Raw genomic sequence first — 23273 nt, forward strand, 5'->3', positions numbered from 1 at the left:
TGAATTATGGGGAGCTATAATGGTGATAATAACGGAAGCTCCTGTTCTTTATGAAAATCGGGCTATTATACTATTATCAGTGGAAAAAGTAAAGGCGGCAGAAAATTGAGCGTTTATCCTTCCATGCATGAATAAGTCGTACTATTTTAACGTACCGGCAAAAAGTTTGAGGTACCGATCCACCTGATATCCCGATCTATGAATTGCCGCAGAAAATTCCGCATCAAACCGGCAATACTTTTCTACCGAATCAACAGTTTTCTTCATACATTCAACTTGTTTAACCGGCCGTGCCGCAGAAAGAAAGAGCATCGCTGCCATATCATCGGCAAGCAATTCAGCTGCTTCACGATTAAACCACTTAATTCCGTCCCATTCGTGAATACCGAGGCGAATAATAACATTGGGATCCTGCACCATCCGGCTGACAATACCGGTTCTGCGGATAGGTTTCTTTCCACGGGCATTGTGCACATAATAGAGGTACTTCACCGTATCAGCTTTATTTTCAATAGGATCGATATCAAATCCTCTTGAACGAACCAATGCTGTAAGTTTTTCTTCGAGGTGTAGAAAGGCGTAGAGCCTTCCGATATTTTCTTCCATCTTGTAATAAATGGCAATATCTTCAACCGACATAAGGAACACCGAACCGAACGATACAAAAAGCTGCGAAGCCGTTCCACACATTTTGTGAATAAATACGGTTACGGCAGGGGTCATCGCAGTCAACGGCATTTCTCGTATCAGCAAACCGGAAGCCGATAGGAGGAGGCGGTACATACGTGCCTTGAACAGAGTTGACAACTGCTTTATGGATGTTTTAACTGTCGGCACTTTCTCTTCGAGGAATTGTGCAGTTTGCTCGCTGCGATACGTTTCTTCTAAAGCAGTCAAAAAAGTGACGGCTAACGGTTCAAGCTTGTTGATAAACGAATGTATTTTTGACTCTGTTTCATGCGGACTTTCAGTATGCTTACAATCCTTTACCAGTTGAATACAGTCTTGCAACATCTCTTTTGATATACACGCAGCGAGTGCATCATAGAGCTTCTTAAACTTGATCTCATTGATTCCCATCCCAACATCGGCAATACCGTTGCCGTTAAGCTTTTCGTACAGTTGCCGATATTGCTCATCTTGAGTGTCGGTTACCTCATAGATGTTCAAAAATACTTGCGTTTCAAAACCATTTAGAACGGCGAACAAACCGCGCTCCGCAATCTCGCTGTTTTTTCTGATAAACCATAATTTTGAATGTTGCTCCTGAAAAATGACAAACCGGCTCGAGGTAATTGTCAGCAGTAACCCTTGTGCAAGCGTCCGCTGTACCAACTGTTTTTCATCACCGGAACCTTTAACGGCATAAGCGACGGACATATTAATCCAGCCTGCAGTCTGTTCATATTTGTTGTTGTAGAGGATGAGGGAGCGGGAATCGCCGTACACATTAGACCACGCAAAGACATTCTCGTTCACCTGCCCATCTGTCCGGAAATCATAGAGTAGGAAATTTTCTACGCCGGAGAACAAACGACGCTGCCTCATCAGTGGGAAAATTTCCCGTTGGTGCCGCTCTACGAGGCCGGTGTTCACCTGCTCATTATAATACGCACGACGGTATTCCATACCGTATTTTTCTTCAAAGCCTTCAATTTGCCCGTGTCCGAACATCGGCAGTCCCGGCATTGCAACCAACATGGTACAGACGCCGAAGTACTTATCATCTCGACCGAACTGTGCAACGGCGGTTTCCTCATCAGGATTGTTCATAAAATTGACATAGCGCTTTAATATTTGCGGGTCAAACTCGAGGGTATTCTTGATAGTCAGCCGATACTGGGCGTTATCCTCCCGCTTGAGCATATTCATAAATGCGGAATTATAGACGCGGTGCATTCCGAGTGTGCGGACAAAATACCCTTCCATCATCCAAAAGGCTTCGGCTAATAAAAGGGTATCGGGAGCTTCAACCGCACAGCGGTCTACTACCTCGCGCCAAAATTCTTCGGGGAGCCGCTTTTGAAACTCCTCCGTAGAAAGCGCAAAGCGGGAACGGCTCGCAATATCTCCTCCTCTTCCCGGCTCGGGATACCACAGCCGTCGGATGTGCTTCTTTGCCAGCACCATCGCCGCATCAAATCGAATAATCGGGAAATTCCGAGCAACGTGCAAAATTTTCCGAATAACCTCCTCGCGGGCTTCAGGATTGAGAAAGTCAATTTGAGCGGTGTCGTTCCACGGCAGCCCCGTACCATCATTCCCGTGATAAATGTATCGGGTATCGCCGGTATGGTGATCAACCCGTTTAAACACCACTGCGCAATCCGTTTTGGAATAGTAATGATTTTCCAGGTAAATCCCGATACGGGAATCACGGGAAAGGTTTTCCCCGTCAAAATTATAGCTCGGAAACGGACTTTCGCGAGTTTGCATAAAAAGATCCGGCCGCTCCATCACCCACTTTGAATCTATGCCGGTATGATTCGGCACCATATCGGCAGCAAGCCGAATGCCCAGCGCGCCGGTGCGACTACGCAGATTTTCGAGCGCTTCCCATCCGCCGATATCTCCGGCTATCTCATAATCCGTCAAACTGTAGGCGCTCGCTGCCGCCTCTTGGTTCCCGCATATCTGCTTAATCCGCGCACTTGCAGGGGAACGTTCCCATACTCCGATAAGCCACAACGCATTAAAGCCCGCTTCTGCAAGAAAATTAAGCTCCTCATCGGGAATTTGATCAAGGCGAGTGATAGCCCGCTGATACTTTTTACTAAGTTGGTCCAGCCACACCAGCGTGCTTTTTGCAATCATTACGACATTCGGCATCCAGTCACGGTCGGCAGTGAACCGTTCATATTCCTGTGTCAGTTCTTCAAAATGATAGGCATCATGCGTGCCGCCTCCACCGCCGCCCTGCCATGCAGATTTCTCCTCTTCTGAAAGGATATCCTGACTTGTTAAGAGTCTGCCGATAAATTCGCCAAGCAAATCAAGCCAATGCTTTTTGATATATTCAAGCTGTCCTTTCAAACTGAACGGCGCATAAGAAACGGGAGCTTTAAGCAGCGAAATCAGATCAACTTTTTCAGGACCGAATACCTCGTTCCGGAACGACCAGTCGCGAATGCTGTCCCAGAAACAGTTGTATGAAGGGTGTGCCGACAGCTGTTCATCGGTAAAAAGAGGATAAAAAGGTTGGAATGCAGGATTTTCATTTGCAAGCTTACAAAGAATCAATTCTTCAAACGCACGGTATTTATTTTCAATGCCCGATACCGGATCGATATTGCGGAACCAATCTTCGACAGTCATTGCCCCGCCGTAAACTTCCGCAGGAGGAAATTCGGCACAAAATTCGAGTAATAAATCATCGAGGTCGGGCAAGTGTTCCTTTGCAAGCTCCGCTTGCACAAAGTCATACCCACTGCTAAAAAAATCAGCGCGTACATCCCGCCGGTACAGTCGACACATATAATGGAATATTTCATCAATCAACCCCATCGCATTCAGCTGACCTGCTTTTAAATACTGCTCGGCACGTACCGGCATCCCGAATGCACCTGATTCCACGACCTCGTTATACTGGAAAGTAAACACATAAATATCATTAATATTTCGTATTATGACGTTTCCGGTCGATGAAAAGAGTGTTTTTGAAAAATGGCATTTTGTACGTACATCGCGATGGATATGGAATTCCATAGTTTGGAGAAAGCTATCGGCATACACTTTTTGCATAAAATATCCTCGTATGTGCTAATTATATGCCGAAAATCCGATATTGTGAAGCTAGGCTAGCGTTTTTCGCTATCATAGGATATACTGACATCGCATTATCTTGCAGGAGGTTTTACTATGGACAAGCAAAAAATAGAACGGATGCACACCGGAAAGGGATTCATCGCGGCTTTGGATCAGAGTGGTGGCAGTACGCCTAAGGCTCTGGCCGGATACGGTATCGGAAAAGACGCCTATTCAAATGAAAAAGAGATGTTTGATATGGTGCATGCCATGCGCACGCGGATTATCACCAGTAAAGAATTCGACAAAAAGCATATACTCGGTGCTATCCTTTTTGAGCAAACAATGGATCGTGATATAGAGGGTATTCCTACGGCAGACTATCTGTGGGATAAGCGCGGCGTTTTACCGTTTCTAAAGGTTGATAAAGGACTTGCAGACTTAGCCGAAGGTGTTCAGCTGATGAAGCCGATGCCCGATTTGGAAGCATTGCTGCAACGTGCCGTACAGAAGCATATCTTCGGGACAAAGATGCGCTCGGTTATAAAGGAAGCAAATCCTGCCGGTATCAAAAAAGTTATCGATCAGCAGTTTGAAATCGGTCTGCAAATTGCAAAGCACGGATTAGTACCGATTATCGAACCGGAAGTAGATATTCACAGCCCCGATAAATCAAAGTGTGAAGATATCCTAAAAAAAGAAATTCGCGAACACATTGCAAAATTGCCGAAGGATGTGTTGATTATGCTCAAGCTGAGCATCCCGACACAGGCAGACCTGTACAAAGAATTTATCGACAATCCGCAAGTTGTACGCGTTGTCGCACTTTCGGGCGGGTACAGTAGAGAGGAAGCCAATGCGTTGCTGGCAAAAAACCACGGTATGATCGCCAGCTTCTCCCGTGCCCTCGCAGAAGATTTACGTGCACAGCAGTCGCAAGAAGAATTCGACAAAACCCTTGCCGCTGCAATTAAGAGCATTTACGACGCTTCGATTACATAGTCGACCTGCCCCACAACTAATTCATAGGCATCTCTAAGAACTTGTTTTTTAGAAAAGAAGCAAAAATCTTTTCTATACAAAAGGAGCATATATGAAGGTCGGTTTCGGATGCGATCATGCATCGGTTGTGTTAAAACATATTTTGATGGAACATGTGCAGAACAAAGGGTGGGACGCAATCTTTCATGCTGTGTTAAACTCAATTATGTGAACTTGTAAAAGCTGTTTCTTTCTATTATTACATTGCGCAATTACTCAGGAGGATGAGATGTTTAATTTTGTTTTTGATGTACCGGTAAAGATACTGTTCGGAAAAGGCAGTGCTGAAGGACTTGCCGATGAGATATTAAAATACGGTAATAGAGTACTGCTCTGCTACGGAGGCGGGAGCATCAAGAAAATTGGGCTTTACGATACGATAACGGAGCAATTAAAATCAAAGGGCATCTTTTATGCGGAACTGTCAGGTATTTCTCCCAACCCGCGGATAGAAGAGGTTGAAAAAGGCATCGCGCTGGTACGAGAACACAAGCTTAATTTTATCCTTCCGATCGGTGGCGGAAGCTCTATCGATTGTGCTAAAGCGATCGCTGCCGGTGCGCACTATAACGGTGACCCATGGGACATTATTACGCGGAAGGTCTCTGTTACGGAAGCGATCCCGCTCGGTACGGTTTTGACTCTTGCAGCGACGGGGTCCGAAATGAACTGTGGCGCCGTTATTACCAACTTTAAAACGAAGGAAAAGCTCGGCTTTGAAATTCCGCTTTTTGATGCCGAAATTTTCCGTGATGGATCCATGCTACACGTTCTCGGTACCCAAAAAAGCATACGGCCGCCGGCACTGCGGATATTATGAGCCATACGTTTGAAAGTTATTTTTCGTTGGACGACGGGGCTTACTTGCAAGACCGGTTCGCCGAAGCGGTACTGAAAACCTGTATCCACTACGGCCCCATTGCGTTGAAGGAACCCGATAATTATGACGCTCGCGCCAATTTGATGTGGGCGGGAACATGGGCGATAAACGGTTTGTTGGGGTGCGGAAAGATGACGATGTGGTCGGCTCACCCGATGGAGCATGAGCTGAGCGCTTTTTACGACATTACGCACGGGGTAGGGCTTGCAATCCTAACCCCTCATTGGATGCGGCATGTACTGAACGACAATACCGTGCATAAGCTTGCCGAGTACGGCGTCAATGTGTGGGGCTTGCCCGCAGACGCGGATGTCTATAAAACGGCAAACGCCGCTATTGATAAGACATCGGAATTTTTTGCATCGCTCGGTATCCCGATGACGCTGCGTGAAGTCGGTATCGGCGAAGAGCATCTTAAGGAGATGGCGGAAGCGGCTGTGATGCACCGGAGCCGCAGCGGAAAAATCCGCGGCTTCCAAACCTTAACGGCAGCCGATGTCCTTGCAATTTATAAAGCTGCGCTGTAAACAAGCTTGAGAATGATTAGAAAAGCCTCTAAAAACTGATTCGCAGTCCGCAGAGCGGACAACTTAATGAATTTCTTTACAGAACAAGCCGGTAGGTTTGCAGTTTTTAGAGGTTCCCATGTGAAATCAAAATGAAAAAGCATAGTTTTTTTTTCTTGTTGGCGCTGCTGCTTGTCTCTTGTAGGCCTGACATCAGAAAGGAAGGCCGTACTGTGTTTGCGCTCGGAACCGTATGCAGTATCCAACTGTTTACCGAAAAGCCTCAGACGGAAGTTGAATTGGTACTGCAGACATGCATTCGTCGGCTTGAAGAATTGGAGCGACATTTAAGTGCAAATGCCGAATCCTCCACGCTTATCGATATCAATAAGGCGTCTGGCGTGTCTGCGGTTAATGTACCGGCGGATATATACCCGTTGTTTGCGCGCGCCGTATTTTTTGCCGAAAAGACGGACGGCGCATTTAATCCCGCTATCGGCGGCGTGGTCAAGCTCTGGAATATCGGTTTTGAAAATGCACGGAAGCCGGAAGATCGGGATATTCAGGTGGCGCTTTCCCGCACCGATTACAAGGATGTACAGCTGGCCGGTACGGCGGTCTTTCTTAAGAAAGAAGGAATGAAGCTTGACTTAGGGGCGATTGCAAAAGGATTCGCTGCCGACGAGCTTACCCGTATTGTAAAGCAGGCTGGGATTATGCACGCTGTGATCGATATCGGTGGTACGATTTCTGCTGTGGGTGTTCGACCGGATGGAAAGCGCTGGAATATCGGTATCCGCGATCCGCGTATCCGGCAGGGACAGCCGATTATCTCCGCCCCGATTGAAAACCGCAGTATTTCCACCTCCGGTAGCTATGAGCGATATTTTGAGCAGGGCGGCATCCGTTATCATCATATTATCGATCCCGCAACGGGGTATCCGGTGCAGAGTAATATGATAGCAGTATCCGTTTTTGCCGATTCTGCAACCGATGCGGATGCTTTGTCGACGGCATGCTTTGTACTGGGGTATAAGAAAGCTGTCAAACTGCTTGACGAACTCCCCAATACGGAGGCGCTTTTTATCTTTGACGATAACAGCGTCCGTACGACAGGGAATCTTAAAAAAAATATCATGATTTTAAATTCTGCATTCCAGTTTACAGATACGGAGTCACTATGAAAACTATAAGACAAAATACCCGCTTGCAAGCTATTCTACAGGCGACAACTCTTTTCGGTTTCGCTTTGTATTTTACCGGTGCAGTTATTTCCGGGGCGGCATACCGCTATGTGCACGAACGGCATATACCCATGCTGTTGTTTTCAGCAGTGGTATTTTTTCTTATCGGTATGCTCAAGCTTAAGAAAGTGATGCAGGAATCGCATTGGCGTACTTCATTGTTTAATAATGTATATACCGGTGTTTTGGGTTATTCCGGAAAGGATGCTCGAAGCGCGCGTGCAGGTGTTTTCAGTATTGTCGTTTTTGCAGTTGCTTTGGTCGGCATGTCGGCCTCTTCGGGAATAGCGGTACGCTTTTCTCAATTTGCATATAGTAATTCGCTGGGCGGGCAGCCTTCGCCTGTTTCCGATCCGCCTTTTGCAGCCGATGCATTTGCTGCCGGAGAATATTCCGCCGCTCCACCGAGCGATGCTGTATCTGATCCTGCATCGACTGTTGGGGTTTCCGGTACGTCGACTACGGCCGGGGCGGAACCGAATATGAAGACTGCGGACAGTGGCATCGTCATGGATAGCGATACTTTTACGCAATGGCTCACAGAGTTGTATACAAAGCCTGATGCATGGGTTGGGAAGAAAATAACAGCGACAGGTTCAGTGTGGAAGGATGGAGAATTGTTTGAAAAGAATGAGTTCGCCTTAGCCCGTATGATGATGATATGCTGCGCTGCCGATATGCAGCCGGTTGGTATCCTTGCACAATGGAGCGATGTTCAGACACTTATCGACGGCGAATGGATTGAAGTTTCCGGTACGCTGTCGAAAAAGCCATATAAGAATAGTTTTGATCCGCTTATTATTGTAGAAACAATAAAAAAGGTAAATCAGCCGCAGCGAGAGTATATTTATCCGTAGATGTATATTTTTTAAAGCTGTACACGGGCGAGACCTTCCGCCGCCTCTTTATAGTCTTTCCGTATATTAAGTGCCCGTTGGAATGCGTCCCGCGCGCTTTGTTTATAGCCTGTCTGTTCGCGGGCGAGACCGAGCCGATACCACCACAGCGAATTGGACGGTTCCAAATGCACTGCTGCAGAGTAGGCAATGTCAGCTTTTTGATAACGTTTTGTCAAGCGGTAAATGTCGCCGACATAAAAGTAGGCAACGCTTGCGCGCTCTCCTGTCGGAGCCATATCGATATACCGTTCCATTTGGCGGAGAGATTCTTTATAATCGTTTAGATAAAAGTAGGCCTCGCCTAATGTTTCGATAATGCGCACATCCGATGCGATTTTAAGTGCCTCGTTGCAAACGGTTACCGTCTCACGGTATCTATGAAGGCGGAATAGTGACCATGTATAGACGGTGTAGGACTCCATATTGCGCGGGTTTTGGCGGAGTTCGGCAAGGCATACATCGACTGCCGCCATATATGACGTTTTTGCTTCCTCTGTTCTTCCCGCACTATCCAAGCTGCGGCCAGTACGGTATAATTTCAGTGCGTCTGCCTTTTCTTGTGCATAGGTCGCTCCCGATACGCATATTAATATCGCAAAGATCACCATCGTGCGTTTTATAAAATTATACATTTTCTGTTGTGCGCTCATTTTATCAACCTCTCTTTCGTAGGGGATGCCTAACATCTCAGGCAAGTTTTAGAAATTTCCATGCCATGCATCGTTGAACCGCAGTTAAATAATATAATAGAAAGCCTCTAAAAAGTAGTCCTTTCAGAGGCTTGTAATTACATTCCTAGAATGCCGCGACGACTTCTCCGTTAGGATATTTTTCCGTAATATACTTACGTACTTTATCGCTTTGCAGCGCTTTTATCAATGCTTTGATGCGCGGATCGTTCTCATTTCCCTGTTTAACCGAAATAACGTTGGCATAGGGGGAGTCTTTTCCTTCAACAAGCAGACCATCTTTTGCTGCGGAAAGACCTGCCGGAATAGCATAGTTTCCGTTGATAATGGCTCCTTCAACATCTGCAAGCACGCGCGGGAGTGTGGCTGCTTCAATTTCCTTAAACTGTAAGTTGTAGGGGTTTTCAGTAATGTCTTGCGGGGTAGCTGCTAAGCCTGCGCCCTCGCGCAAAGTGATAATATGTGCGGACTCAAGCAATAACAATGCACGCGCTTCGTTTGTCGGGTCATTTGGAATGGCAATGGTATCGCCGCTTTTAAATTCGGAGAGGTTCCCGTATTTTTTTGAATACAGCGCAAGCGGTTCAATATGAACGGTTCCTACACTGACTAGGTGGTACCCATGCTCCTTATTAAAAGTATCCATATAGGGAACGTGTTGGAAGAAGTTTGCGAATTGTTCGCCCGTTTCGACCGCATCGTTGGGGGTTACATAGTCGGTAAACTCGGTAACCTTGAGCGTAATATTTTCTTTTGCAAGGTCATCCGTTACAAGCTCCAAGAGTGCTTTATGGGGTTCCGGACTTGCAGCGACAGTTAAAACATTTTGACTGTCTTCTTTTTTCACGCAGGAAACCGATAAGCTTGCGCAAAGAATTGCACTAAGCAGAAATGTGAGTAGTTTTTTCATAAACTAGTCTCCTTTCCATTGGAATGAACGGTAGATTACTATATATCTTTAAGCTCTGTCTAGGGCTGTCCAAAAGGGAATATATTAGGGAACTCCGAAAAATTTTAGTAGGGTGCCTTTAGGTTAAGCGGTAAAAGCCGCCGTTGTTAAAAAGGAATGCACAAAGAGAGAAAAATCTTGCAGAAACCCGATATTTCGATTATTATCTATAATATAATTGATACAGATACCTGTTAACTTTGGAGGAAAAATAATGACGATAGATACGCTTAAACATACAGAGGCTCGTAAATGGGTTGATGAGGTAACCGCGCTGTGTACACCGGATAGCGTATATGTGTGTGACGGTTCAGCAGCAGAATATGATCGACTGATGAAAAAAATTGGTCGATGTAAAGTTGGCAACTCCTTTAAAGAAACGAAAAAACAGCTTTTTATTTCGCTCGGATCCTTCCGATGTTGCTCGTGTGGAAAGCCGAACGTTTATTGCTTCAAAAAAAGAAGAAGATGCCGGCCCTACAAACCACTGGACTGACCCTGTTGAGCTCAAAAAAACGATGAGCGCGCTGTACAATGGTTGCATGAAGGGACGTACTCTGTATGTTATCCCCTTTTCGATGGGTCCCGTAGGTTCCGACATTGCAAAAAATCGGTATCGAAATTACCGACTCCGAGTACGTTGTCTGCAATATGCACATTATGACACGGGTAGGCACAAAAGTGCTCGAGGCGCTCGGCTCTGACGGCGAATTTGTTCCCTGTCTGCATTCGGTAGGGAAGCCGCTTGAAGCGGGTAAAACCGATGACGGCGTATGGCCGTGTGCTCCGCTGGAACATAAATATATCTCCCACTTTCCGGAAGAACGGTTGGTCTGGTCGTACGGCTCCGGTTACGGCGGAAACGCCTTGTTGGGGAAAAAATGCTTTGCACTTCGTATTGCTTCCGTGCTTGCGCGGGACGAAGGTTGGCTTGCCGAGCACATGCTCATCTTAAAGATTACCAATCCTGAAGGAAAATCAAAATATATTACCGGTGCTTTCCCCTCTGCCTGTGGTAAAACGAACCTCGCGATGCTTATTCCTACCATTCCCGGATGGAAGGTTGAAACCGTTGGGGACGATATCGCGTGGATGAAGTTCGGTGAGGACGGCCGCCTGTATGCCATTAACCCCGAAGCGGGCTTCTTCGGCGTAGCGCCGGGAACTTCCGACCAATCCAACAAGAACGCAATGGAATCAATAAAAGAAAACACCATCTTTACCAACTGCGCATTGACGGAAGACGGAGATATATGGTGGGAACAGATCGGACATCCTGCAAAGGGAAAACTGGTGGACTGGAAAGGTAATACCCGCGATGCGCTGCCGACGGATAAAAGCCCGAAAGGCGAAGAATTTGCGCACCCGAATGCTCGCTTTACCGCACCTGCTAAGCAGTGTCCGGCGATTGCAAACGAATGGGAAGATCCCAAAGGCGTACCGATTTCCGCGTTCTTGTTCGGCGGCCGCCGTCCGAGCACTATCCCGCTGGTACACCAATCCCGCAATTGGAACCACGGCGTATTCCTCGGTTCGATTGTCGGTTCGGAGATTACCGCCGCCGCGCTTGACTTAAAAGTCGGCAGCATCCGCCGAGACCCGTTCGCCATGCTCCCGTTCTGCGGGTACAACATGGGCGACTACTTTCAACATTGGATCAACATCGGTAAAAAATCGACGGCGGACAAATTACCCAAGATTTTCTACGTCAACTGGTTCCGCAAGGACTTAAACGGTAACTTTATTTGGCTCGGCTATGGGGAAAACAGCCGCGTACTCGCGTGGATATTCGACCGCTGCGACGGTAAAGATAATGCCGTAGAGACCGCTATCGGCTGGATGCCCAAAGAGGGAGCAATCAATACCGGAGGTCTCAATGTGTCGAAGGAACAAATGAAAGAAATCCTTTCGGTGGACGCCGAAGGTTGGAAGAAGGAAATTGCGGATATTCGAGAGAATCACTATCCGAAATTCGGCAATAGGCTGCCCAAAGAACTTACCGAGGCCTTAAATACGCTGGAAAAACGGCTCGGCTAATTATACCGGAATATTGTCGAGCGTTTCTATTTCGAAAGCTGCCACGTGAATTTAATCGAGTTTTTTAACGCCCTGTATTTATTTTGTGAAACTGCCGCTTAAAGGAGGAACCGCAATGCAAATTTTTGATACCCATGCCCACATCGGATTGCTATACAACGATCCTCTTGCGCAGCTGCGCGCTATCCAAGAAGCCAAACGTGCATCCGTGACCAGGATACTCAGTATTTGTAACAGCCTGCATGACTTTTATTCGGTATATGAAACGCTCAAAACCGAACAGTCGGTGTATTATGCTATCGGCGTGTCTCCGTCAGAAGTGGTGGCACCGGGGAGAGACTGGGCTATTCAAGTTGAAAAAGGTCTTCAATTGCCCGGCGTTATTGCCGTCGGAGAAACAGGACTTGATTACTACAAAAAGTACGGGGATCAGCGTTCTCAGATTGAGCTGTTTATTACGCAGCTGGAGATTGCTTCAAAGGCAAAAAAACCGGTTGTTATCCATAATCGGAATGCAGGTAAGGATGTGTTGAATATCCTTTCCGAGCGGATGCCCGAAGCAGGCGGTATCCTGCATTGCTATTCCGAAGACGCCGAGTTTGCGCGGCTAGCACTAAAGCTGCCGCTCTATTTCTCGTTTGCGGGTAATCTTACATACCGGAATGCTCGTAATCTGCACGAAACGGTACAAACGCTGCCGCTTGACCGTATATTGGTTGAGTCCGAAAGCCCGTTTATACCGCCTGCACCGTATCGGAAAGAACGCAATATGCCGGCGAACACTGTTGCTACGGTTGAATTTATGGCCAAACTGTTAAAAATGGATATAGGAACATTGGCGGCTCAGTTGTGGAAGAATAGTTGTAAAGCATTTAATTTGCCGGAATGAGTGAATTGGATGTGCGAGAATTAAATACAATGGAGACTGATAGCCAACTTTACCGGCCGGTAACGATAGGGAATTTAACGCTTCCCGGAAATATTTTTTTGGCGCCGGTTGCGGGTTATTCCGACAGGAGTTTCCGTTCTATTTGTGTTGATTGGGGTGCGGATTTTACCTATACTGAGATGGTTTCATCGGAAGCGTACATCCGCAACTCGGCGAAAACGGAAAAGCTTATTACTCGTGCGCATAACGAGCGGCGGTATGCGGTACAGATATTCGGGGCAAATCCCGATTTTATGGCAGGGACGGCAGTGCGGATCATCGAACGCTACCACCCCGAATGTATCGACATTAATGCCGGATGCCCTATGCCGAAGATCACTAAAACAGGGGCGGGTTCCGCACTGATGCGGAATCCGGAAAAGCTCTACGCGGTGGTTAAGGCTGTTAAGGACGCAGTAGAGCAAACCGGAGTTGCCGTTCCGGTAACGGTAAAGATACGTTCCGGCTGGTCGCAAACCGAGCTTACTTGGAAGGAGGCCGCAATAGCCGCAGTTGAAGCAGGTGCTGCAGCTCTAACCATTCATCCCCGTACCTGTGCGCAGTGCTACAGCGGAACGGCAGATTGGGATATTTTGGCGCAGCTTGTGCAGATAATGCGGGGGCGTGTTCCCGTATTCGGATCCGGCGATTTATTCAGCCCTCAGGCCGCGTACGATATGCTTGTGTCGACCGGATGCATAGGTGTTATGTTTGCACGCGGAGCTATGGGCAATCCCTTTATCTTCCGGCAAACACGGGAGCTATTGCAAACCGGTGCTTATTCCGAAATAACGCCTGCGGATAAAATTGAGACGGCAAAAAAAGAACTCATGATGCTGTGTGAAAAAGCCGGAGAGCAGACTGCCTGCCGCGAAATGCGCAAGCGATTTGCCGCTTATACTAAGGGAATTGTAGGCGGAGCAAAGCTCCGCGAACAGCTGGTGCAGGCAAGTTCCATACAGGACTATGAAAGGATTTTAAAGAACTTCTCATTGCAGGCGGTGTATCCGCATACCGATAACAATAGGTGAGGATTATTATGTTTGATTTTATCAATACTCTTATTACGTTAATAAAGGATTTTTTTGAAGGTCTCTTTTTTTCCTCATCACCGGAGTATCAAAAGAAGCGGCAGCTTAAAGGGTATGCTGCAGAACTCAAAAAGCTGAATCCGCCGTTATACCATACCGGAAAAATACTACTCCCGGCGTTCGGTTCGCTGTTGTATCAGCTGTATCATTTTTTACAACCGGTGAAAGCGATTCTGGACAAGACGGTTAATTCCCCTGATATACGCGCGTCCGAAAAATATCAAGACCTTTTTTTTGAGGCGATCTTGTCGGAAGAGCAGGTAAAACAACATCGGAGTTTTACCTTTCAAGCCCGGAGCCAGCTCTTATCAAAGTGTAAAAACTATCAAGAAACGGAACATACACTGCAAGAGCAAATACATAGTTTTAAAAATTTTATCCGCTTGTTTCATACACCCGCATTTAAGACCCGTGAACAGGAGTTGATCAAACTCTTTTATCTTTCCGATTTGTGCGATTTTGACTATGCGTCTTTTCTCAATCAATTTAACAATAACTTGCAGCTCAATACGGCTGGACCGGCATCGATTTCTCAGGATAATTTTGAAGAAGTATTTGCCGGCGATGTGATAAAGAATTTGTTGGACTTCCAATTTATCGTACGGCATGTTTCTATTACACAGACGACAATCAACGATGTCATTTTTCTGGCGCGGAGTTTAGGGAATTTTACCGACGAGACAGGAGTAAAACTGGAAAAAACGCTGAATATGGTCGAAAATCTTCTCGCAAATCAGCTGAAGCGGACAACGATACCGATAATGTTGAAATTGATTAAAGAAGATCCCAATTTTAAAGAAAAGGTAACCGTTTCCGAATCAAAACCTCTGCAGGAGTATATTGATCGAAGTAGTGAGATTTTCCAAGCAGATTCAAAACGCCTATTAAAAATCACCAAAGAAAATAATATAACAGGCTTAATAGAAAAATGCTTCGGTAGTGGTCAGTTGAAACCGTTGGAAGGATATAATGATACAGTTAATGACGCTATTCAAAATCTTTCACCGATTTCCTTTGATTGGGTTAAACCGATACAATTATTAAAAGCGTTTACCGAAATGTATTTTGAAGCGCACTACAAAACTTTTTTAAAATCTCTGTTGATTGAAGGCTTTTTTGTGAACAAACAGGTCGAAGGGCAATATGCGGCAATCTATCGTTCCTGCGAAATGCTATCGAGTAAAATAGCTAATTTTGAACAGCTTTTTAAGCCGAAGGGGCAATGTAATCTCCTTGAAATTCAAGGTTATATTGCAGAGATTGAGAAAGGTAAAGATATGAAAAAACAGTTGCAGAAAATCGTTGATATTGCAAATATGCAGGCAAAGACTATCGTACAAAACGGAAGTAAATCCTATGCCGATCTGTATATTTTTACCGAACACTTGCTGGAGGATATAAAAGCGCCTACCTCCGAATTGATTACAAACATAAAAGCTCTTGTCGTCAGTTCTAAAAATAAGGAATCCTTTATTCGTTTGGAACAGGATCGGCACATCTTTGCTATGTTCCTTGAAATAATGAAAAACTATGCGGTATTCGGTTCTATAGAAAAAGGGAAACCGGGAGCGCCTATTCCTACTGCCGCACCGAATGCAGGGGCTGCGGTAAAACCGATGCAGAAATAATGTTTAAACATTTAGTACCGAAAAATTATTAAGTAAAATTATGATATTCAAAACCATGATATTCCGTAAGATATACTCCTTTTTATTTTTGCTCTGTAGTATTCCTTTCTTATATGCTGACAGTTATTCTGGTTCAGGAACAAACGATGCTCTTATTATCCGTGCACCGGTGTGGGTTTTTCTTGAATCTCAGCCGGGGGTGATGGATAACGACACCCAAGGGATGCAGTTGCCCCCCCGGCAAGCGCTCATCGCATTGTCGACAACGGTAATGGAAGGAATGGTCTACGGCTGGAAGTTTTCTTATACTCCCTTTGATAAGCGGAGGGCGGTTGCGGAAGAGTTTGAACTGGAATCGCTTCGATCTATTCCTTCGGGTGACAGTCGTTTATCCGTTACGGAGCTTCGTCCGCAGTATCCATACCTGTATTGCTGGGCGGAATACCGTGTTACCGATGCGATAGCCTTGCATAGAACGGAATGGATACGTATCAATTATATTACCGCCAAAGGTTCCGGCAGCGCAGAACGCAAGTTAGAGATAGACGGGGTGCGGCAGGCTTATCGGTACGCGGCGCTCGCCGCTGTTCGAGGATATTTACGGAAAAACATTAAAAATAAACCTAAGGCTGTTAACGGAAAAATGCTGATTAAGGATAACCCGCGGTTGTATGTGTCAGGTGGAAAATTTACCGCTGAATTGACTGTTTATTTGGAGATTAAAGAGGTTATCCCCTACGAAGTCTTTTGAAAATATACAGCGCATCTACTGCGCCATACGACAAAAAAATATCTCTTGCATAAAAAGGTTTTTATATGTTAAATAGTATCCCTGTATGCTTAGTTATAAAATATCAAAAAAACATATACGTTTGATACGGTCTGCTATTACCAGTGTATACATTTGCCTTACGGTAGCTGTTTATGCCCAAGAAGTTGAGAATGCGCAATCCGCTCTTATTGATGTGCCGGTAGAGGCACCTTTAGCTGATACGACTACCGAAGCACCTCTTGTTCAAAGCTATCGAATAACGGTTGTCAACTATAACATCAAGGGACTGACACAAAAATATCCGCTTTCACAGGCGGTTCCGATCGACACCAGCCGTATTTTTGATTCGGAAGAAGCGATGTTGCGCTATCTCGATAACCTTAAACAACGATTTAAAAATATTCGGGTTATTCACTCAGTTCAAATAGATACGGAATATGGCACGCCTGATAACGAAGCAGTAATACCCGTTACGCTTACTATCGCAATCACCGATACATGGAATTTCATCGTGGTTCCGTACCCTTCTTTTGACTCGAATAGCGGTTTCCAGTTGAAGCTGAAAATGCAGGATTTTAATTTTATAGGGACATTGCAACCCTTAAGAGCTGATGTAGTATACCGTTCAACCGAAACAAACCAGCAGATTTTTTCATCTTCAATCAACTTTGCATTACCGTTTAAAGCGGGTGCATTTAATCTGTTATGGGATAACAGCTTCCAGATTGTTTACGCATACAAAGAAGTTCCTAAAATAAATATCGGTACCGGATTGACGGCATCGGTCAAATTTAATAAGCGGTTGTCCCTTACATTCGGCCTTTTACCTGAATTGGCAATTAACGATCGTACATCAAGTCAGATGTCCATTACGAGCTCATTGAAGATCCCTGGTGTAGAACATACGGAACAAAAGCGACCGGGTGGGTTAGGCTATTTATATCCTTATGACCGATATTACTTTAAAACGACAGCATTTGTACGCGCACCTGTTATGATTACTGAAGTGAAAGGATTCGGTTCGCTCGTATGGACCCCATCTATGAGCCTTGCAGGGAATTGGGCATTTGACGGTATACAGGCAGACAGTCTGCGAACATGGACGTTTAATTGGGGGGCATACTCTTTCTCTTTCAAAGGTGAATTGGGAGTTAAATTTTAGGAAAGGTCTTTCATTTTCACTCGGTAATACGTATGCCTATCAATTTTACGACAAACGGAAGATGAGTATCAGCTTTTCCGCCTCTTTAGCCGGATATTACCCATTTATAAACAGGGTTGGTATATATGGTCGGGCGCAGTTTTTTTATCATTTATTCGGAAGTACAAGTACGGAGGCAGGTTCTACGCTTCGTGGCATTTTGAATAAACGAATCGATACGGATACTGCTTTTACCTTTAATCTTGATATCCCTATTCGGATTGCTTCACTGAATTTCCAAACTATTACCGGCGTTGCATGGACGCGGTTTTTTAATTGCGATATTCAGCTTGTCCCTTTCTTGGATATTGCGTTAGTGCACGATAAGCGTACGGGACGATACTATCATCCGGCGGACGGATGGTATGCGGGGGGGCTTGAAGTGATCGTCTATCCTGAAAAAATGCGGAGTATTTACGTCAGGGCAAGCGTCGGTTTTGATTTAACGGAACTGAAAAATCTTTCCGGTTTAAGCGGTCGAGCAAACCGTGATGGGGAATCAATTAGCGAAATATTTATTGGAATCGGTCTACACTATTAAAAGGTTTCGATAAATATTAGCGGGGTTTTTTATACCAATCAGATATCCGTCTGTTGAGTGACAGCGGTTTTTCACTGCCGGAAAACATTCGTGTTTGATCCCGTAAGTATGGAAAGATTATTTCCTTTTTAAGTAGCAGCCAGTTATGGGGTAAGATATGTGGCGCAGAAAAATCATCGGTTTGCGGCGAATGCTTGAGCAAAAGGGGATAATAGACAGGGAAAATATTTTCGGTTACGTTCTTTACAGCAGAAAATCCCCCAGCTAATCCGAAAGAAGGAGCGATCATATTATCGGTTTGAGATCGGGCGAGCATATCTTTTTGACTTTCTTCATTGAAGAACCAAAGCAGAAAAGCCCGTGCCGCTGCTGCATTTTTTGCCTTCTTACAAATTCCTGCATATATAATTTCGTCCTGTACCGGTGTTTTGCCGTTGTAACTCATCCACCGATAATCAAGCGATTTTAATCTTTCGTTATTTAATGCCAACAGTTTATCGCTCGGTAGGTACCAAAATAGGCATCGTTCATTTGTAATCAATGTATATGGCGGATCGTAGAGATATTTAAATTTGAATTCATCTTCAGCTGCAGCGTTTGTATTGACCTCTTCCGACCACCGGCGCGTGTATGTAATCAATTCCTGCAGCATTTTATCGTTCCACGAAAAGAGGTTTTTTGTTTCTTCAAAAGATACATCAAGGCCTTGTGCGGTAACATAGAGAAAATCTGTATCCCAGCGAGGAGAAAACCCCATTTTAGTATATTCCGATCCGTTTTTTGTGTTATACGCTGCAGCAAGTTCCCTCATCTCCTCAAGGGAAAGTGTAAAATTTGTTTTTACTAAATTTTTTTGCGATGCGGAAAAGATAATAGTCGGTAAATTAAAGCTGACCGGTAGGAGGTACTGTGACCCATCAATATTTCCCAATTCAAATAATAACGGATAAAAAATATCCGGATCGATTTTCTTTTTAGAAAGCAGCCCTCCCAATTTAGTGAATTTTGCCCGTGTTTCGTCGCCTCTTAGCCATAGCCCAATAACGATATCAGGCTGTTCTGATGCTGCCATTAAAGCATCAGAAGGAGTTTCTTTATAACTGACGGTTATTTTGTAACGGCTTTGGGCGTTGTTAAAAGCCTCACAATAAGAGATGAATTCAGTACGGTTAGTCCAAATAACGGCAATCGAATCCTCGGCATTTTTGCACGCAGATAGCATACAACTTACAAACGCTGCAATAAAAAGGAATTTTTTCATACTCATCCATTATGACTACAATAATCACCTTGTCAATGACTCTTTAAGGGGTAGGGCAAACACATCAGGCTATTTTTTTAATAGCCCCGCAGAATAATTGGGTCTGTTCAACCAGAGTTGAACCTCTTCGCGGTTCAAATGGTCTCACAGTCCCAATTATTCTGCGCTTTTTATCTACTCTGCCTGATGCGTTTACCCATCTCATCTGCCAAAAAAAATGTACGAAATTTTATTCAAAATTTCGTACAGAAGAAAAATAACCGCTTAAGATATTTTTGATACGTTTACTCTGCGGCAATATCCTTGCGCGGATGCGGTCTTTAAAGTATAATCTTTTCATTCAGGATAATGTGGAAATATATATGAAAAAATTACATCATTTTTACAATACTGCGTCTGCCGTATTCATTTTAGCGCTCTCTTGTTTCGTTATTTTTACGATAACCGGCTGTTCAAAAAAAATCGGTTACGGTGTCGTCAACTGGTCTATCCCCGAATATAATCTAACGGCATCGGATGTAGTGCCGATCCTCGTCCGTTCAAATATCTCGAAGGTGTATATTGCTGAGCTGAATAATCAAAAGATAGAGATTCCGCTCTGGCAGCTCACTTTTTGTTCTTCAAAACGCGAAGCGGAAGCATATATCAAAAAGACTTCCGAGTATCGCTCTGTGTATGCCGCGGTGAAATTGGATGGCTTGCCGCTTCGATCTACTCCCGATAATACGGGCAAGCAGGTATATCGTTTGCGTGAAAGTCAGATTGTAAAGGTTCTTTGGAAAGGAGAAGGCACTCCGGTCGTTGCACGGGATAAGCCTTTGGAAGGTGATTGGCTCTATGTGATGACCAACGATGGCACTCGCGGTTGGTGTTTTTCCTATAATCTTTTTACGTATGATGAAGGAGAACCTTCTGTCGCACGGCAGACCACGGAAACTGCAGCGGATGAAATTCTTACAAGCATCTTAAAAAGCCGGTGGTATCCCGAATATTACCGCGATATGATTCGAAAAAAACAAATTGATCCCGAGCGGATGACGGAGAACTTCGGCTTTTTTCCCGGTGAAGGAACCGGCATCGCACGTATTATGCTGAAAGATGAGCAACTTGCTTTCTCTTATACCGGTATCATAAAAAACCGGATGGGTGCCTATCAGTTTGAAGGTTCCCCGCTCCTGTTGCAAATCAGAGACTCGGATACGATTGCCGTCAATTATACTGATGGTAAGGGGCGGGTACAGATACTGTATTTTATTACGTTGAAGGAAGATCCTCGGGAACTTGTCCAAGCGGAGGTGGAGCGACGGAATGTTGCGTTGCAGACGCTCGTTACAACCAGTCCCGTATTCAATTCTGTGAATTACGGCGTATTGCAATTTTTAGGCGGAGAGCGATTCCGCTGGAGCGGATATCAAGTGTTATCCCCGACGATTATTCCTAAGGGGGCAGGGGATTCCGGTTCCGTCGCAATCCGCTATTTCATCAGTGCTAAACTCAAGACCGAATATATGGGGATTCTGTCATTCAAATTCGACGGCAGTGCGGATTGGATTGACTTCTTTTACACGGTATCTAAGCAGGGTGTTAAACTTGAATACGTACAGCCTGAAAATATTACCGACGGTGTTGCTGCCGTGCGTAACCTCAATCCCGTTATCCTCTTTTTCGGGACGGAAGGAACGGAAGACTAATGCCGTTTGTCCAGCTTTCAAATATCTCCCTTGCGTTCGGTGATCGCGATATTCTGCAGAATATTACGCTGGTACTGACACAGGGAACAAAGGCGGCGCTTACCGGAGCCAATGGCAGCGGTAAATCCACCTTGATGAAGATTATCGCAGGGGTAATGCAGGCCGATTCCGGTTCCATTTCGATGGAAAAGAACACCCGTGTTGCCTACCTGCCGCAGTCCGGCATTATACACAGGGGTAAAACGCTGGCAGAAGAAGCCGATACCGCCTTTTCCCGCGGAGCGCAGCTGGTAGAACAGCTCGAGGCCGTTGGCAAGCTTATGAGCGAAGAGGCCGATGCGGCAAAGGCGGAGCGACTTGCGCACGATTATCACGCCCTGCAAACCGAGCTTGAGCAATCGGGCTGGTATTTTAGGCAGCGGCTTGCGGATGAAACGCTGCGCGGGCTTGGTTTTACGTCGGAAGATTTTACCCGCCTGACCGATGAGTTTTCGGGCGGATGGCAGATGCGCATTGCACTTGCAAAGATTCTTTTGAGCGGGGCTGACATCATCATTTTGGATGAGCCGACCAACTACCTCGATATCGAAGCGCGCAGCTGGCTTGAACTCTGGCTGAAAAAGTTTACCGGCGGTTTTTTGCTGGTCAGTCACGACCGCTCGTTTTTGGACGCAACGGTTAACGAAACATATGAATTATTCAATGGAACGCTTAAGCGCTATGCAGGAACCTATACCAACTACGAAAAGACGCGGGAGGTAGAGCTTGCCTCTTTGATAAAAGCATACACACAGCAGCAGCTGGAAATTGCAAAAACAGAAGACTTTATCAGGAAGTTCCGCTACAAGGCGACAAAAGCCGCAGCGGTGCAGGATCGGGTAAAGCGGCTCGAAAAACTTGAGCGTATCGAATTGCCCGAACACTTAAAGAAAATTCATTTCAGCTTTCCACCCGCCCCTCATTCGGGAAATATTGCACTGCAAGCCGAAGGAATTACTAAGGCGTATGGGGAGCGGCTCGTGCTGAAAGACGCGGAACTCACCGTTACCAAGCAGGAACGGCTGGCATTGGCGGGACGGAACGGCGCCGGTAAAACCACTTTTTTGCGGATACTGGCGGGTGAAGATTCCGAGTATACCGGCTCCGTAAAGTACGGGGCGGGCATTATCACCGGTTATTTTTCGCAGGATGAGGCCGAGCGGATTACCGGCAGCGAAACTATCATGCAGCTGATGGAGCGGGAAGCGCCGACCCATCTTATTCCGAAACTCTACGATATGCTCGCAGCCTTTTTATTCCGTGGTGACGACATCCATAAACAGCTTTCCGTGCTGTCCGGCGGGGAAAAAAGCAGGCTGGCGCTGCTCCGGCTGTTATTGAAGCCGCTCAACCTCCTTATCTTAGACGAGCCGACCAATCACCTTGACCTTCATTCAAAAGATGTGCTACTTGATGCACTGCAGCGGTTTGAAGGGACGGTTATCTTTGTTTCGCACGATAAGTTCTTTATCCAAGGACTTGCAACCCGCATCCTTGAACTGACAGCTTCGGCAACGCCCGGCACCGGTACCCGTATCAGAAACTTCCCGGGCACCTACGACTATTACCTATACCGGATTGCCGCCGAAGCAGCCGACAGTCCAGCCGAAAAGTCGGGACAAACGGCAGGATATGTACAGGCTAATAGAAACCAAGGTACCGGCAGCTCCGTCGTCGGCAGCCTAAGCAGGAAAGCAGCGGATTCTTCGGGCGGCGGGAAAACAAGCAGTGCTTTCTCAGGGAATGCATCAGGGATACCTTCCGGTTCACAAGCGGGGATGCCGTTAGGCGGCACCGGCGGCGGAGCTCTTTCTTATGAAGAACAAAAAAGGCTGCGGGCGGAAAAGCGAAAGCGCGAAAAAGAGGAAGAACGTATTTTTGCACAACTTGCCGAAACCGAAAACAAAATAAGAGAACTGGAAGCACAGCTCGCAAACCCCGAAGTATATACTGACGGTGAAAAAGCTCGCAGCATTCTGCAGCAGATTCATGCTTTACAAGCAACCTCCGCTGAACTTACAGAACAGTGGGAAGCACTCGCCCAAGATTCAGGCAGTTGAACCACCGCCGTCCTCGCTCAAGAATGAACCTCCTTGTACATTCTTGGGCTACGAGTTCGCAAGCGAACTCGC

At 45.8% G+C, this 23273-nt stretch carries 15 protein-coding genes and 2 pseudogenes; 13 read left to right on the plus strand and 4 right to left on the minus strand.

Annotated features, from left to right (window positions below):
- Positions 1 to 141: 141 nt before the first annotated feature.
- The gene (locus GWP43_RS04335) at positions 142 to 3741 is read right to left on the minus strand and encodes an alpha-amylase family glycosyl hydrolase (RefSeq protein ID WP_162662982.1); all 3600 of its coding nucleotides are present in this window, start codon (positions 3739 to 3741) and stop codon (positions 142 to 144) included.
- Between the two features lie 117 nt (positions 3742 to 3858).
- Between GWP43_RS04335 and GWP43_RS04340 the strand changes: the two genes are divergently transcribed.
- The 4 genes and pseudogenes from GWP43_RS04340 (at position 3859) to GWP43_RS04360 (ending at position 8272) form a co-directional block, all read left to right on the plus strand.
- A complete protein-coding gene (locus tag GWP43_RS04340; protein WP_162662984.1) occupies positions 3859 to 4746 on the plus strand; it encodes a fructose bisphosphate aldolase in 888 nt (295 codons plus the stop codon).
- 268 nt (positions 4747 to 5014) lie between these two features.
- Positions 5015 to 6192, plus strand: a pseudogene (locus tag GWP43_RS04350) (iron-containing alcohol dehydrogenase).
- A 131-nt stretch (positions 6193 to 6323) separates the two neighbouring features.
- Positions 6324 to 7355 carry an FAD:protein FMN transferase gene (locus GWP43_RS04355; protein ID WP_162662986.1) on the plus strand — a complete coding sequence of 344 codons (1032 nt, stop codon included), beginning with the start codon at positions 6324 to 6326 and terminating at the stop codon, positions 7353 to 7355.
- Complete coding sequence (locus GWP43_RS04360) at positions 7352 to 8272, plus strand: TIGR03943 family putative permease subunit (protein WP_162662988.1); 921 nt, start codon at positions 7352 to 7354, stop codon at positions 8270 to 8272. The genes GWP43_RS04355 and GWP43_RS04360 overlap by 4 nt, the downstream gene beginning before the upstream one ends.
- Before the next feature lie 11 nt (positions 8273 to 8283).
- On the opposite strand, the gene GWP43_RS04365 is transcribed toward GWP43_RS04360, so the two are convergent.
- Positions 8284 to 8964: a tetratricopeptide repeat protein gene (locus tag GWP43_RS04365; protein ID WP_162662989.1), complete on the minus strand. Its 681-nt coding sequence runs from the start codon at positions 8962 to 8964 to the stop codon at positions 8284 to 8286.
- 145 nt (positions 8965 to 9109) lie between these two features.
- Entirely contained in the window at positions 9110 to 9913 is an 804-nt protein-coding gene (locus GWP43_RS04370; protein WP_162662991.1) for a MetQ/NlpA family ABC transporter substrate-binding protein, read from the minus strand.
- Between the two features lie 253 nt (positions 9914 to 10166).
- Here GWP43_RS04370 and GWP43_RS04375 point away from each other — a divergent pair.
- The 7 genes and pseudogenes from GWP43_RS04375 (at position 10167) to GWP43_RS14515 (ending at position 18150) form a co-directional block, all read left to right on the plus strand.
- Positions 10167 to 11989, plus strand: a pseudogene (locus tag GWP43_RS04375) (phosphoenolpyruvate carboxykinase (GTP)).
- 115 nt (positions 11990 to 12104) lie between these two features.
- Positions 12105 to 12878: a TatD family hydrolase gene (locus tag GWP43_RS04380; RefSeq protein ID WP_162662993.1), complete on the plus strand. Its 774-nt coding sequence runs from the start codon at positions 12105 to 12107 to the stop codon at positions 12876 to 12878.
- The gene (gene dusB / locus GWP43_RS04385; RefSeq protein ID WP_230978028.1) at positions 12875 to 13948 is read left to right on the plus strand and encodes a tRNA dihydrouridine synthase DusB; all 1074 of its coding nucleotides are present in this window, start codon (positions 12875 to 12877) and stop codon (positions 13946 to 13948) included. Before GWP43_RS04380 ends, dusB begins: the two co-directional genes overlap by 4 nt.
- Before the next feature lie 8 nt (positions 13949 to 13956).
- Positions 13957 to 15636, plus strand: a complete 1680-nt coding sequence (locus GWP43_RS04390) for a DUF5312 family protein (protein WP_162662995.1) — start codon at positions 13957 to 13959, stop codon at positions 15634 to 15636.
- A 202-nt stretch (positions 15637 to 15838) separates the two neighbouring features.
- Positions 15839 to 16387 (plus strand): hypothetical protein, encoded by a 549-nt coding sequence (locus tag GWP43_RS04395; RefSeq protein WP_230978029.1) that lies wholly within the window; start codon positions 15839 to 15841, stop codon positions 16385 to 16387.
- Positions 16388 to 16508: 121 nt separating this feature from the next.
- On the plus strand, positions 16509 to 17570 hold the full coding sequence (locus GWP43_RS14510; protein ID WP_230978030.1) for a BamA/TamA family outer membrane protein: 1062 nt from the start codon (positions 16509 to 16511) through the stop codon (positions 17568 to 17570).
- A gap of 61 nt (positions 17571 to 17631) precedes the next feature.
- Positions 17632 to 18150 carry a hypothetical protein gene (locus tag GWP43_RS14515; protein ID WP_230978031.1) on the plus strand — a complete coding sequence of 173 codons (519 nt, stop codon included), beginning with the start codon at positions 17632 to 17634 and terminating at the stop codon, positions 18148 to 18150.
- Positions 18151 to 18166: 16 nt separating this feature from the next.
- On the opposite strand, the gene GWP43_RS04405 is transcribed toward GWP43_RS14515, so the two are convergent.
- Positions 18167 to 19411, minus strand: coding sequence for an extracellular solute-binding protein (locus GWP43_RS04405; protein ID WP_162662999.1), 1245 nt, complete (start codon positions 19409 to 19411; stop codon positions 18167 to 18169).
- Between the two features lie 362 nt (positions 19412 to 19773).
- Here GWP43_RS04405 and GWP43_RS04410 point away from each other — a divergent pair, with 362 nt between their 5' ends.
- Positions 19774 to 21102: an SH3 domain-containing protein gene (locus GWP43_RS04410; protein ID WP_162663001.1), complete on the plus strand. Its 1329-nt coding sequence runs from the start codon at positions 19774 to 19776 to the stop codon at positions 21100 to 21102.
- Positions 21102 to 23201: an ABC-F family ATP-binding cassette domain-containing protein gene (locus GWP43_RS04415; protein WP_162663003.1), complete on the plus strand. Its 2100-nt coding sequence runs from the start codon at positions 21102 to 21104 to the stop codon at positions 23199 to 23201. Before GWP43_RS04410 ends, GWP43_RS04415 begins: the two co-directional genes overlap by 1 nt.
- The last annotated feature ends 72 nt before the right edge of the window (positions 23202 to 23273 follow it).

The sequence above is a fragment of the Treponema vincentii genome, from assembly GCF_010365865.1.
In the GTDB taxonomy this organism is placed as follows: Bacteria; Spirochaetota; Spirochaetia; order Treponematales; family Treponemataceae; genus Treponema.

Excerpts from the sequence above, each read along its gene's own strand:
- GWP43_RS04370 (WP_162662991.1), bottom strand. The coding sequence starts at position 9,913 with ATGAAAAAACTACTCACATTTCTGCTTAGTGCAATTCTTTGCGCAAGC.
- GWP43_RS14515 (WP_230978031.1), top strand. The coding sequence starts at position 17,632 with ATGAGTATCAGCTTTTCCGCCTCTTTAGCCGGATATTACCCATTTATA.
- GWP43_RS04365 (WP_162662989.1), bottom strand. The coding sequence starts at position 8,964 with ATGAGCGCACAACAGAAAATGTATAATTTTATAAAACGCACGATGGTG.
- GWP43_RS04415 (WP_162663003.1), top strand. The coding sequence starts at position 21,102 with ATGCCGTTTGTCCAGCTTTCAAATATCTCCCTTGCGTTCGGTGATCGC.
- GWP43_RS04395 (WP_230978029.1), top strand. The coding sequence starts at position 15,839 with ATGGATAACGACACCCAAGGGATGCAGTTGCCCCCCCGGCAAGCGCTC.
- GWP43_RS04380 (WP_162662993.1), top strand. The coding sequence starts at position 12,105 with ATGCAAATTTTTGATACCCATGCCCACATCGGATTGCTATACAACGAT.
- GWP43_RS04410 (WP_162663001.1), top strand. The coding sequence starts at position 19,774 with ATGAAAAAATTACATCATTTTTACAATACTGCGTCTGCCGTATTCATT.
- GWP43_RS04405 (WP_162662999.1), bottom strand. The coding sequence starts at position 19,411 with ATGAAAAAATTCCTTTTTATTGCAGCGTTTGTAAGTTGTATGCTATCT.
- dusB (WP_230978028.1), top strand. The coding sequence starts at position 12,875 with ATGAGTGAATTGGATGTGCGAGAATTAAATACAATGGAGACTGATAGC.
- GWP43_RS04355 (WP_162662986.1), top strand. The coding sequence starts at position 6,324 with ATGAAAAAGCATAGTTTTTTTTTCTTGTTGGCGCTGCTGCTTGTCTCT.
- GWP43_RS04390 (WP_162662995.1), top strand. The coding sequence starts at position 13,957 with ATGTTTGATTTTATCAATACTCTTATTACGTTAATAAAGGATTTTTTT.
- GWP43_RS04340 (WP_162662984.1), top strand. The coding sequence starts at position 3,859 with ATGGACAAGCAAAAAATAGAACGGATGCACACCGGAAAGGGATTCATC.
- GWP43_RS04360 (WP_162662988.1), top strand. The coding sequence starts at position 7,352 with ATGAAAACTATAAGACAAAATACCCGCTTGCAAGCTATTCTACAGGCG.
- GWP43_RS04335 (WP_162662982.1), bottom strand. The coding sequence starts at position 3,741 with ATGCAAAAAGTGTATGCCGATAGCTTTCTCCAAACTATGGAATTCCAT.